The following is a 12,586-nucleotide window of genomic DNA, read 5'->3' on the forward strand; positions in this document are numbered from 1 at the left end:
TTTTCCGCCTACTTCTTTTTTGGATATTAAGGAAGTTTCCCTATCAAAAAAAGCCTTCCGGAAGCCGGAAGGCAGGGAGGTTAGAGTGTATAATCTGGGGGGTTCACTATATAGCATACGAAACGAAATGGAAAAAGGTTTCGTTTTTTGTCATCATCAAACGCGCTCTCTATCCACACTTACATAAAAGGAGTATACTGTTATAGGTGTGGAATTAAGAGTGTCAACTGCCCAATTATGACCGTTTTCATTATACAATCGTTTTTAAGTTTTTAGTGGATGGAAACGAGGGATTTACGCAAAACATGAAAAAGAAATGAACAACAGATTGAAAAGGGAACATGCTCATCTTCGCAGGAAGAAGGCGCTGTTCTTTCTCATTTGGAAAGGAGAGAGAGTCGGTGGATGCTTTTATTATATTAGCAATTATTATTGCGCTCGGTATTTTTTCAAAAAATGCGGCAGTCTGGATCGCGTCCGGCGCGCTTATTGTGTTCAGGTTACTTCCGAACGAGCAACTGTTGAACTGGACGAACCAATATGCGGTCAAAATTGGCATCGCCATTCTTACAATGGGGGTACTTGCACCAATCGCACTGGGGAAAATTACAATAGCAAACTTGCTTGATACCGTAAAAAGCGGAGCGGGTATTTTGGCGATAATTATAGGGATTGGTGTGGCTTATCTTGGCGGAAAGGGAACTGGCCTGCTGGCTGCTCAACCTCAAATTGTAACAGGACTGATGGTTGGGACAATTATTGGTGTTGCGTTTTTTCGCGGTGTTCCGGTGGGACCGCTTATTGCTGCAGGTATACTGGCCCTGTTTGCGAATTTGCTAAAGTGATTTATACTTTCTGTATGGAGGTTAAGAGTAATGAATCAAGCCCAACCAACAACACTCCCATTGATGTGGGGGGATAAAAGATACCATACATGGAATTACCATTTGCGTCAGCAATTTGGTGATAAAGTGTTCAAAGTGATGCTTGACGCGGGATTTACTTGCCCGAACCGAGACGGTACGATCGCGATCGGCGGTTGCACATTCTGTAGTGCCCGGGGATCGGGAGATTTCGCCGGTTGGCGCCGTGATGATTTGGTGACACAGTTTAATGAGGTAAAAGAAAGACAGCATAAAAAATGGCCGAATGCTAAGTACATCGGATACTTTCAGGCATACAGCAACACATATGCTCCGGTAGATGTACTGCGGGATTACTATGAAGTAATTCTGAAGCAGGAAGGCGTGGTCGGGCTCTCCATTGCGACGCGTCCAGATTGCCTGCCGGATGATGTGGTGGAACTTTTGGCGGAGATAAACGAGAGGACGTATCTTTGGATCGAACTCGGTCTGCAAACGATTCACGAATCAACATCAAAATTGATTAACCGCGCGCACGATACGGCTTGTTACTATGAAGGCGTAGAGAAACTGCGCAAGCATAATATTCGTGTATGCTCGCATATCATTTTTGGTCTGCCGGGCGAAACGGAGGAAATGATGATGGAGACCGTGCAGGCAGTGGCCAATATGGATGTACAGGGAATCAAGATTCATTTGTTACATTTGCTGCGCAAAACACCGATGGTAAAGCAGTATGAAGCTGGTCTAGTGAAATTTTTAGAGAGAGATCAGTACGTTCGTCTTGTCGTAGACGCGCTTGAAATCTTGCCGCCGGAAATGATTGTCCACCGCTTAACGGGAGATGGGCCACCGGATTTGCTTATCGGTCCGATGTGGAGCCGGAAAAAATGGGAAGTGTTGAACGCGATTGATGCGGAATTAAAGCGCAGAGACACGTGGCAAGGAAAGAAATTTGCTCGGAAATGGTAATAAAGCCCGGAATACGGCTACGTATAGCCGCATTCCGGGCTTTTAGTTTTCTTCTTATTTATTTTTATTTGTATTCTACGCGATGCAATTCGGAACAAAACTGATAAACAAAGTTAGCTAACCGGCAAAGGAGTAGGGGTCGGCTTGGCAAATCCTTCTTTATATTTGTTGTCGATATATTTACGGATGTCCAGCAGGCTTTTGCCTTCCTGCTTCATCATGATCGATTCTGCCGCGATATGAAGGCAATTCGCACAAGTCGTCCCATGCGAATTCCATACGATCTTGCCGTCCGGCTTTACTTCGTGAATGAAACAATCGCGGTTGCTTTTGTGTCCTACGCTTTCGCCACATCCGCAATAGCAGGCTATATTTTCTACCACTTTGTAATTGTGCCCAACCGCCTGATACACTTTGGCGACTTGCGGATCGAAATCTTTGAGAAATGATGGAAGCTGGTCTGGGCCGGCTGTTGTTTCCAAAATGTCTCCTCCCGGCAATTGTTGCTGATGAGCCGCATGTCCGCCTTGGTCCGGCTGCTCTTCCTTGGACGAGCAGCTCGTAAGTGCTCCTGTAAGCAGCATAAAAGCGCAGGCAGCAAATAAAAGTTTTTTTGTTCTATGCATCATGCTCAGTCTCCCTCTCTTCCGCCAAATTTCTTTTCGTAATTTTCAATGAAGAAATTAGCTAGTGAATCTTGCGACAAAATACTCCCATTCTTCTTCCGTGTCCGTATTCATAATTTCGTCATACACTTCCAGCAACCATCCTTCTTCATCTTCTGGTTCGGGGAGCGAATTTCCGGTCATCAATTCCGCCGCTCGATTATCATATCGCCACTTTTCTTTATAGAGGGACAGAAGGGGAGTGATAGCTTCTTTTAATAGCGCAGTTTCGCGCAACGGGTCCCGTTCTACTCGTGTTTCGTACAGTTCAAGGTATTCTTCCTGCGTTTTTGGCTTTGTTCCCTCTTTTAGTTCTTCACCGAGAAATATGGCATGCCTTGCTTTATCCAGAAAGCCGCGAATCTGCTCCTTGTTCATACATCTCCCTCCATCGTTATTATTACATTTCAGTCTTGTCTGTAACTGATAACTATAGTAGCGTATTTTGCATAAAGAATCGACTGGAGATAGAGACGTAATATGAAGAAAGAGGGAAAAAATGAATCGAAGAAGTTTTTTAAAGCGTCTTATTGCTGGGTTTGGTGGACTGATGCTGCTTATAGGCTTGGATGCTCTGTTTATTGAGCGGCGTCAGCTTTTGTGGCACGATATGACGATTTCGTTGCCGGAGCTGCCAAAAGCTTTTGAAGGAATGCGCATTGCACACTTTTCAGACATGCATCTTGGACACGGCTTGACCGCGGAAGACATTAAGCCGCTTGTCTCCCGGATAAATGAAGCGCGGCCGGACATCGTTGCGTTTACGGGAGATTTAGTTGATGATGGAATGGAAGAACTGGAAGCGGCAGCGGATGTGTTGGCAGGCCTCCAGGCTCCTTACGGCAAATATGCGGTATTGGGAAATCATGATGTGCGCGGAAAAGCGGACCCGGACCGGATTATCCAGGCATACCGTGCGGCGGGATTCGTGCCACTTGTTAACGAACATGTAAAGATTACGCACGAAAGAACAGGGCAAAGTATTTGGATTGCGGGTTTAGATGATTTTTGGAGGAAGCCGAATTGGAACAAAACGTTTGCTGATATTCCGGAAGGCGGTTGTACAATCGCATTAATTCATGAGCCGGATTTAGCCGATCTTGCGAAAGATTATGGTGTTTGCTTGCAACTTTCGGGGCACAGTCACGGTGGGCAGATTCGCTTTCCGTTTGTAGGAGGTATATTATACCCGCCATATGGCCGAAAATATCCCGATGGTTTGCAGAAGGTGGAGAATAGTTCCATGTTTGTCCATACTTCACGCGGCATCGGTACGACGATTCTGCCGATTCGCTTTTTGTGCCGTCCGGAATGGCACGTTCTTACCTTGAGTCGTTTCACGAATTTGTGATAATTAGGTGGGCTTATTTTATGTATTTTTTTCAATTTTCGTTTATAATAAGATTATGAATGTCTATATAAGGAGAGAGCACGTATGTTTACAAACATCGGATTTCCCGGCGTTATTTTAATTCTTGTAATTGCGCTCATCGTGTTTGGCCCCAAGAAATTGCCTGAAATCGGACGTGCGTTTGGACAGACATTGAAAGAATTTAAAAATTCGGCGCGTGAGTTGACGTTAGATGATGATGATGACAAAAAGACATCGCAGTTAAAAGAAATTAAATAAAGAAATGAAGGGTGCATAAGCATCCTTTTTTGTTGTATTAAGAATATAGTTGCGGAAAAAAGCGAGCGGGCATAAGTCTGCGAGTTTCCCTATTTGATAAGTTCTTTTACTTTTTATAGCAAGGGAGCTATAATAAAATATAGTAGCGATAAAGTAACGGTAAGCAGTTGAAGACTCGGCTCTGGTTTGTCCCTTACACGTACGGTGTGTTAGGGCTTTTTGTGTTTGGTCAGCTTTAGGCGAAAGGAAGGTGAGTATATTTATGGAAATATGGAAGCGGAATTTATATATATTGTGGTTTGCCCAGTTTATGGTGCTTGCCGCTATGAATTTGATCATTCCGTTTTTGCCGATGTTTTTGCAACATGATTTGGGCGTCAGCGATCCGGTTGCGGCTCAGCGCTGGACCGGTTGGATTTTTGGGGCGAACTTTCTGACTGCATTTCTGCTGGCGCCGGTCTGGGGCAAGCTTGCTGACAGAGCTGGGCGCAAAGTGATGCTGATTCGTTCCAGTATCGGAATGTCACTTGTGACGTTCTGCATGGGATTTGTTGCTTCGCCTGTGCAACTGCTTGTCCTCCGTCTGCTTAACGGTTTAATTTCTGGATTTGTGCCCGCGGCTGTAGCGCTTGTATCTACCAATACACCGAAAGAAAAGACCGGCTACGCGCTTGGTTTTTTGCAGTCCGGCGCGGTCGCAGGAACGATTCTTGGCCCATTGCTTGGCGGACTTTTGGCGGAATGGGTTACTTTTCGCGACATTTTCCGCATCACCGGGATGATGCTGTTTGGTGCCTCGATGCTGGTTATTCTTTTCGTTAGGGAAATCAACAAGCCGCAGCCGAAGTCAAAAGCGGCGATAGAGACAAAAGAAGAAAAAGGATTCCGCAAAATTTTGCACACATCTCCCCTGCCAGGATTGTTTTTGACTGGTTTCTTGATTCAATTTGCAATAATGAGCACGAATCCATTCATGTCTTCGTACGTACAGGAATTATGGGACAGCGGAGCGTTTGTGTCGCTTATGGTAGGCATTGTCATTTCGGCTTCAGGCATTTCCACCATGCTATTTGCGCCTCTGCTTGGTAGGTGGGGTGACAAAATCGGTTCACAGTACGTATTATTAATTTGCCTTATCGGTGCAGTTGTCTTTTTTATTCCGCAGGGTCTTGTGCATTCCGTCTGGCCTTTGATTATCCTCAGATTCCTGCTTGGCATGTGTATAGGTGGCCTTGTGCCTTCGGTCAATAACCTTATTCGCAAGTATGCGCCGGAAGGGATGGAGAGCCAGACGTTTGCATACAGTACGAGCGCGATGAATCTGGGGAATTTGCTTGGTCCGATAGCAGGTGGGATGTTGAGCGGCTTCATTGGTTTGCACGGTCTATTTTTTATGGCCGCTTCGCTATTTTTGATGAACACCTTGTGGGTGAAATATACGTTGCACCGTACGGAAACGCCGCGTACTTTGCTCGCTCATATGTTGCATTCAAAATGAGAAAAACTCGCAAGTGGTTCCTCATTTGCGATAAAAAACGGCCGGGAGATTCGCATTCCCGGCCATTTTTAGAATGGAATAAAATAATATGTTAATTTTTGTTATTTTAGAAGATCGGCATACGGAGAAAGGTCGATTTGGTTTGCTTCAAGTGCCGTTACCGCCCGGCTTTTGTCCGGTGCGGCCATAATATAGCCGCGCACAACGTGATCCTTGTTTACTTCTTCGGCCCCTGCCTGCTGGGCTACTTGCTCGACTTTACTTTTGATTGATTTTTTTGCCATTGGTCGCACAAATACCGGCAGCGGTTTCATAAGTTCGTCAAGAAGTTGGGCTGACTCATCCTGCCATTTCATGATTTTTTGAACATCCTTTCTGGATTCATAATCGTCCTTATTATTATACCTGCAACAGGAGAAAAATAGAAGGTTACCCATTTTTATTCGCTATGAAGGAGGGCTTCAATTTCCTGTACAGTGCGCTCTCCCCAGTACGTAGCGAGCAAACTGCGGGCCCATGTCCATGCTGGAACGTAGCCTTCAGGCGCAAAGTAGTTTTTTGGTGAGCCGGCGGGGCGGCGTTTTGGATTGACGCATGCGTAATTTTTCCTATAATAATCGCCCCACCGGCTAAAACTTTCTGTTTCGCGGATGGCTGCCGTGATTAAAAGACCGAGGTCGCACTCGATGATTTCGAGAGGGAACAAAGAGCAGCTAAAAGGTTTAATTTGGGATGGGTTCATTCCTTTATCCAGCGCGTACTTATGGATGGCGCAGATACGCTTTCCATTTTCTTCTATTAAATAAAGACAATTTTCTTCAAACGTACGGATAGAAGAATAGTAGTTCGTATGGATCGTTTTCTCGAACACCCCTTTTTCCCTTGCTTCTTGCGCGCGCCCGTCGTTCGTATACGTTTCCAAGATCGTAAACGCATGTTTTTCAAATAGCGCCAGGTTATCGCCGTGCATGGAGTAGGGCTGCCCCTTTTCGCAGCAATTGTGGCCGTGCACGAGATGGCAGTGGAAGCAATCAAGATTTACCGGGGTAAGCAGGGCATTTATATCAATTAAGTACGAACCGTGTCGGAGAATGGTTTTCCCGAGACGTGGCACGATGTATTCATATACTGCTAAAGATTCGGCGAATCCTAGTTCTTCCGGTGTGCCATAATAACGACTGCGCATAAACATCACACTTTCGTTTCGTAATTCTTACTTATAATAATCAAAAAAGCTTCTTATAGCTACCCTCTATGTGATATGATATACTTTACAGAAAAAAATAATCAATTGCGAATAATCGCTCAAAGGAGCTACTGAGAGATTAAGAGAAGGGGAGAATGATGGAACAATGAAAACTCAGATATTTATTTATGATACAACACTGAGGGATGGCACCCAGGGAGAAGGTGTCAGTCTCTCGGTGGATGACAAACTGAAAATCGCAAAAAAACTCGATCAGCTTGGTGTCCATTATATTGAAGGTGGCTGGCCGGGAAGCAATCCAAAGGATATGGAGTTTTTTTTACGGGCAAAAGAACTGAAGCTGAAACACGCGAAGATTACGGCGTTTGGCAGTACACGCCGCTTTGGCGTAACGGCGGAAGCAGATGCAAATTTGAATATGATTCTCAAGAGCGGAGTCGAAGCTGTCGCAATTTTTGGGAAAAGCTGGGACTTTCATGTGACTGAAGCGCTCGGTACGACGCTGGAGGAAAATTTGAGCATGATTTATGAATCGGTTCGCTTTCTGAAAGATAAAGGTTTGGAAGTCATTTACGATGCTGAACACTTTTTTGATGGCTACAAGCACAATCCGGAATATGCGATGGTAACGATCCGCAAAGCCATGGAGGCCGGAGCGGACTGGTTGACGCTTTGCGACACGAACGGTGGTTCCTTGCCGCATGAAATCAGCGAGATTGTAGCGCGAGTATGCGAAGAAGTAGGAACGAAGATCGGCATTCATTGCCATAACGACGGAGAGCTGGCAGTGGCGAATTCCCTGGCAGCGGTGGCGGCGGGAGCAACGCAAGTTCAGGGAACAATCAATGGATTGGGAGAACGATGCGGCAATGCCAATCTGATTTCTATTATTCCGAATCTTCAGTTAAAGCTTGGCTATGCTTGTGTATCGGACGAACAATTGAAGCAGTTGACCAACACGTCGCGCTATGTGTATGAAATTGCAAACATCGTACCCCAGAACACACAGCCATTTGTAGGTCAGAGCGCCTTTGCGCATAAAGGTGGAATGCATGTGAGCGCGATTTTGAAAGACGCGGAAACGTACGAGCATATTAAACCGGAAACAGTAGGAAACACGCGTCGGGTATTGGTGTCAGAATTATCTGGACAAAGCAATTTGCTGTTTAAAGCGCAGGAACTGAATATTGATTTAGACAAAAATAAACCGGAAGGGCGCGCCATTATCCAGAAGGTAAAAGAGCTTGAATACCAGGGGTACCAGTACGAAGGTGCAGAAGCTTCGTTTGAACTGCTGGTGCGTAAAGGACTCGGCGATTATGAAGAAGTATTTACCGTCGAGTCATTTAAAGTTTTGATGGAAAAGATCGGGGAACAGGACGTTGTAACAGAAGCGACCGTCAAGGTGAAGGTAAATGGACAGACCGTACATACGGTAGCGGAAGGAAACGGGCCGGTTAATGCGCTGGACAATGCGCTGCGCAAAGCGCTTGAAGTATTCTTTCCTGATCTTAAGGAAATGTATTTGACCGATTATAAAGTACGCGTGTTAAGTGAACACGAGGCGACTGCTTCAAAAGTGCGTGTGCTGGTAGAATCAACAAAAGATGGCCGCGATAGTTGGAGTACGGTCGGCGTGTCGACAAACGTAATCGAAGCAAGTTGGGAAGCGCTGCTTGACAGTATGCGTTACGCGCTTTTGGGGCGCCATGAAGAAGCGGTGGACATCCAGCTGGAAGAGAAGGAACGTCTGGGAATTTTAAATCATTGATGACAAGAGGATGAAGAAGGGGAAGGGGAGAAACGATCCGAACAGCGATAAAGAGTGATGTCGTTCTTTTCCTTCTCCTCTTCAACCTCAAGTCATGATTTATCAAGCCGAATAGTATTGAACTGTTTGATGATATCTTTATTCCTCGTCTTATTATAACTAGGCCCCTCAACCTCATGGACATTTCATTATATCCTCTTTAATCATTTATGACCGCTTTATTCATTCAGCTTTATACATTTATGTTTCGTTTTGACGTGGTTATAGTGCTGAAAAAAAAGTTTTCACTATGTATATATTACTTAATTTCTTCTAATAATAAATGATGTCTTAATAAAATAATGGTTTAACATCCAAAAAATGTATTACTAAAAATGAAAAGACAAGCGTGCATGCTAAATCGTCAACTGCAGATTTTGGTGTTGAACCTAAATGTTACATTTTAACAAAGGGTGATTTCGTGAAAAACGAAACCAAAGGATTAGACTCTTTAATCATAGGGATCGACGTTGGTTCTACGACCGTCAAAGCAACCGTGGTAGACCCAAAAACCAAAGAAATTCTTTGGTCAGACTATCAACGTCACCACACGAAGCAGGCGGAGAAGGTTTTAGAATTCTTGATTGTTATCGGTAATGAGTTTTCCCACGTTAAACAAGAAAATATTCGCGTATTTATGACGGGCTCCGGTAGCGGCCCAATTGCTGAGCACATTGGTGCGAAGTTCGTTCAAGAAGTGAATGCTGTCACGATGGCGGTAGAACATCTTCATCCCGATGTAGGAAGCGTAATTGAATTGGGAGGTCAGGATGCTAAGATTATCATTTTCAAGGAAAACGAGGAAACAGGCAACAAGCAAGCGCTTACCTCGATGAATGACAAATGTGCATCCGGTACAGGTGCCACGATTGACAAGTGCATGATCAAAGTGGGAATGCCGATGGAAGAGGTCGGCCGGCTACACTTTGACGATACCAAACTGCACCATGTAGCCGCAAAGTGTGGTGTATTTGCTGAAACGGATATTGTTAATCTGGTGAAAAGCGGGATTCCGTCCGCGGAAATTATGTGTTCTCTGGCGGATGCCATTGTTATGCAGAACCTTTCCGTTCTGACTCGCGGAAACACGCTGCGGCACCGCGTTCTTTTGCTGGGTGGTCCGAATACATATTTGCCTTTTCTGCAAGAATGCTGGCGAAAACGTATCCCTGAAACCTGGCAAGAACGAGGATACAATTACCCTAAAGACATACCGATTGATGAATTGATTTTTGTGCCTAAGAATTCACAGTATTATGCAGCTTACGGTGCCGTTATGTACGGGATGCATGAACCGACTGGTGTAGGTACTTACACGGGCTTGAAAGGGCTGAAGGAATTTATCGCTCATGGCCGAAAAGCAAAACTGGGTGAGAATGCCGGCCCGCCTCTGGTGAGTAGTGAAAAAGAACTGGAAGAATTCCGCAAGAATTATACGATTCCTTCGTTCACACCAGCTTCCTTTGCGCCGGGACAGAAGGTAAGGGCAGTTATTGGCCTCGACGGTGGTTCCACGTCATCCAAAGCCGTGCTCGTTGATGAAAGCGGGAATATTCTGCTTAAGGAATATCAACTTTCTAAGGGGAACCCGCTCGAAGATACGAAAGAAATGTTAAAGCGGATTCGGGATAAGGTAGAGGGTCAAGGAACCGAATTAGAGATCATTGGTTTTGGCGCCACAGGATATGCGGCAGATGTGCTGGAAAAAACGTTGAAGGCGGATGTCAATATTGTGGAAACGGTTGCTCATATGATGAGCGCTGTTCATCAATTTGGCGATATCGATGTTATCTGTGATATCGGCGGGCAGGATATCAAGGTGCTTTTCCTTAAAAACGGAGATATTCGTAACTTTAGATTGTCAAATCAATGCTCCGCCGGGAACGGGATGTTGCTGCAAGCCATGGCCGACCAGTTCGGCATTCCGATTCAGGAGTATGCGGATACTGCTTTCAGGGCTGACCTCACTCCGAAATTTTCATATGGTTGTGCTGTATTTCTTGATGCAGATCGGGTGAATTTCCAGAAGGAAGGGTATTCTAAGGAAGAATTGTTGGCAGGTTTGGCACTGGTATTGCCAAAAAATGTATGGCAGTATGTGGTGCAGATCCCGCGTATGGCTGAATTGGGGCGCAAGTTTGTCTTACAGGGAGGAACCCAATATAATCTAGCCGCAGTAAAAGCTCAGGTCGACTACATTAAACAGCGGGTTCCCGATGCAGAGGTTTACGTTCATCCCCATCCGGGGGAAGCAGGAGCGATCGGAGCCGCGATGGAAACGTTGCGTGTTGTAAAACGTCGGGGGTATTCAACGTTCTTAGGGCTGGATGCCGCTATTCATTTACGTTATGTGACTCGCAACGATGAATCTACCCGGTGCACCTTCTGTCCCAATCATTGCAGCCGAACCTTTATTGATTCGCAAACGCCAGATGGACAAACAGCGCGTTATATCTCCGGTTTTAGCTGTGAAAAAGGAACCGTTGAAAACAAAGAAGCCGTCATCAAACTGACTAAGGAGCGGCAAGAACTCAAAAAGCATTATCCAAACTTGGTGGAGTACGAGGCGCGCCGCATGTTTCAACACTTCTATGAACCGCAAGCTTTGCCTGAACCAGGTACGATAGTGGATGATATACAGGTAGCACGCCGCTGGTTTGGGCTAGGTGGGCTCCGAAAAACATCATATAAGCGACGTTTTAGGCGCTCTTCGCATGAAGCGATGGAAAGGCGGAAGCAAATTCGGATCGGAATTCCCCGGGTGCTCAATATTTGGTCTACAGATCCTTTTTGGCGTACATATTTCGAGACGCTTGGTGTTGACCAACGAAACATTGTTTTCAGCGACTATACAAGCGAGGAAATGTGGCAGGAAGGTGGAAAGTACGGCTCGATAGACCCTTGCTATCCTTCGAAGGTAGCTCAGGCCCATATCCATAATTTATTGTTTAAGCATCATGAGCGAAAGCCTCTTGACTACATCTTTTTCCCATGCATTACCCATATTCCGACCCACTTGCAAAATGTGATGGATTCGGCCAGTTGCCCAATTGTGGCCGGTGCTCCGAATGTAATTAAGGCCGCCTTTACAAAAGAAATTGACTTTTTTGCCACGAAAGGGGTTACCTATCTTGATCCGGCGGTAACCTTTACGGAACATAACTTGATGAAAAAGCAGCTGTATGAAGCGTTTAGAGAACATCTTCAAATCACAGAAGATGAAAGCGATTTCGCTGTGGAGCAAGGCTTTAAGGCGATGGAGATGTTCGATATGGAAATGCAGGAAAAGGGTCGGATAATTCTTGAACAGGTAGAAAAAGAAAATCGTCTTGCCATTTTGATGATTGGGCGTCCTTATCATTCCGATCCGGGACTTAATCACGGTGTATTGGAAGAGTTTCAAGTGCTGGGCTATCCCATTCTGTCCATGCGCTCTATTCCGAAAGATGAAACATGGCTGAGACGCTTTTTTGAAGATGATTTAAAAAGTGGGCGTGTCGATTACGCATTGGAAGTAACCGATGTGTGGCCAGAAAACTTCAGTTCCAATAGTGTACAAAAGGTCTGGGCGGCCAAATTTGCCGCGCGCCACCCCAATGTGGCGGTATTAGATTTGTCCAGTTTTAAGTGTGGACATGACGCTCCTACCTATGGGTTGATTGATTCGATTATTTCAACCGCAGGTACCCCTTATTCGGCATTGCATGACATTGATGCCAATAAACCAAGCGGTTCGATTAAGATTCGGGTGAAGACATATGCTCATAGCCTGGGACTTAACGAAGAGCGTCTACAGGATATGGCTCAGAAAAAGGTAGAATTGCAGCAGCGTCTTGAACAAAAACGCGCCGAGCTGCTGAATCGGCAACAAACCAAACAAATTGAGTTATATGTGGAAGGAAGTATTTCCAAAACAGGAAATTAAAACATGTCTGAATGTT

Annotated in this window: 11 protein-coding genes; 7 read left to right on the plus strand and 4 right to left on the minus strand. The window is 45.3% G+C overall.

The window, feature by feature from the left end; translation table 11 throughout:
* The first annotated feature begins 401 nt into the window (after positions 1 to 401).
* Both K3F53_RS04565 and K3F53_RS04570 read left to right on the plus strand, forming a co-directional pair.
* Complete coding sequence (locus tag K3F53_RS04565) at positions 402 to 845, plus strand: DUF441 domain-containing protein (protein WP_204244840.1); 444 nt, start codon at positions 402 to 404, stop codon at positions 843 to 845.
* A gap of 30 nt (positions 846 to 875) precedes the next feature.
* Complete coding sequence (locus tag K3F53_RS04570) at positions 876 to 1,835, plus strand: tRNA modification radical SAM protein MnmL/YtqA (RefSeq protein WP_057899628.1); 960 nt, start codon at positions 876 to 878, stop codon at positions 1,833 to 1,835.
* Positions 1,836 to 1,948: 113 nt separating this feature from the next.
* On the opposite strand, the gene K3F53_RS04575 is transcribed toward K3F53_RS04570, so the two are convergent.
* Together K3F53_RS04575 and K3F53_RS04580 are read right to left on the minus strand one after the other, a co-directional pair.
* Complete coding sequence (locus K3F53_RS04575) at positions 1,949 to 2,461, minus strand: PCYCGC motif-containing (lipo)protein (RefSeq protein WP_408863337.1); 513 nt, start codon at positions 2,459 to 2,461, stop codon at positions 1,949 to 1,951.
* Between the two features lie 57 nt (positions 2,462 to 2,518).
* A complete protein-coding gene (locus K3F53_RS04580; protein ID WP_057899627.1) occupies positions 2,519 to 2,878 on the minus strand; it encodes a hypothetical protein in 360 nt (119 codons plus the stop codon).
* A 121-nt stretch (positions 2,879 to 2,999) separates the two neighbouring features.
* On the opposite strand from K3F53_RS04580, the gene K3F53_RS04585 reads away from it, so the two are divergent.
* From K3F53_RS04585 to K3F53_RS04595, 3 genes are all read left to right on the plus strand, one after another.
* Positions 3,000 to 3,851, plus strand: coding sequence for a metallophosphoesterase (locus K3F53_RS04585; RefSeq protein WP_057899626.1), 852 nt, complete (start codon positions 3,000 to 3,002; stop codon positions 3,849 to 3,851).
* 84 nt (positions 3,852 to 3,935) lie between these two features.
* A complete protein-coding gene (locus K3F53_RS04590) occupies positions 3,936 to 4,130 on the plus strand; it encodes a twin-arginine translocase TatA/TatE family subunit (protein ID WP_057899625.1) in 195 nt (64 codons plus the stop codon).
* A 262-nt stretch (positions 4,131 to 4,392) separates the two neighbouring features.
* The gene (locus K3F53_RS04595; RefSeq protein WP_057899624.1) at positions 4,393 to 5,628 is read left to right on the plus strand and encodes an MFS transporter; all 1,236 of its coding nucleotides are present in this window, start codon (positions 4,393 to 4,395) and stop codon (positions 5,626 to 5,628) included.
* Positions 5,629 to 5,729: 101 nt separating this feature from the next.
* Here the strand turns inward: K3F53_RS04595 and K3F53_RS04600 are convergent, their stop codons facing one another.
* Both K3F53_RS04600 and K3F53_RS04605 read right to left on the minus strand, forming a co-directional pair.
* Complete coding sequence (locus K3F53_RS04600) at positions 5,730 to 5,984, minus strand: DUF2621 family protein (RefSeq protein WP_057899623.1); 255 nt, start codon at positions 5,982 to 5,984, stop codon at positions 5,730 to 5,732.
* 83 nt (positions 5,985 to 6,067) lie between these two features.
* Positions 6,068 to 6,814 carry a DUF3109 family protein gene (locus tag K3F53_RS04605; protein ID WP_162265042.1) on the minus strand — a complete coding sequence of 249 codons (747 nt, stop codon included), beginning with the start codon at positions 6,812 to 6,814 and terminating at the stop codon, positions 6,068 to 6,070.
* Positions 6,815 to 6,980: 166 nt separating this feature from the next.
* Here K3F53_RS04605 and cimA point away from each other — a divergent pair, with 166 nt between their 5' ends.
* A complete protein-coding gene (cimA, locus tag K3F53_RS04610; RefSeq protein ID WP_057899621.1) occupies positions 6,981 to 8,606 on the plus strand; it encodes a citramalate synthase in 1,626 nt (541 codons plus the stop codon).
* Between the two features lie 460 nt (positions 8,607 to 9,066).
* Positions 9,067 to 12,570 carry a BadF/BadG/BcrA/BcrD ATPase family protein gene (locus K3F53_RS04615; protein ID WP_220559463.1) on the plus strand — a complete coding sequence of 1,168 codons (3,504 nt, stop codon included), beginning with the start codon at positions 9,067 to 9,069 and terminating at the stop codon, positions 12,568 to 12,570.
* The last annotated feature ends 16 nt before the right edge of the window (positions 12,571 to 12,586 follow it).

The organism is Aneurinibacillus thermoaerophilus, from assembly GCF_019603355.1.
In the GTDB taxonomy this organism is placed as follows: Bacteria; Bacillota; Bacilli; order Aneurinibacillales; family Aneurinibacillaceae; genus Aneurinibacillus; species Aneurinibacillus thermoaerophilus.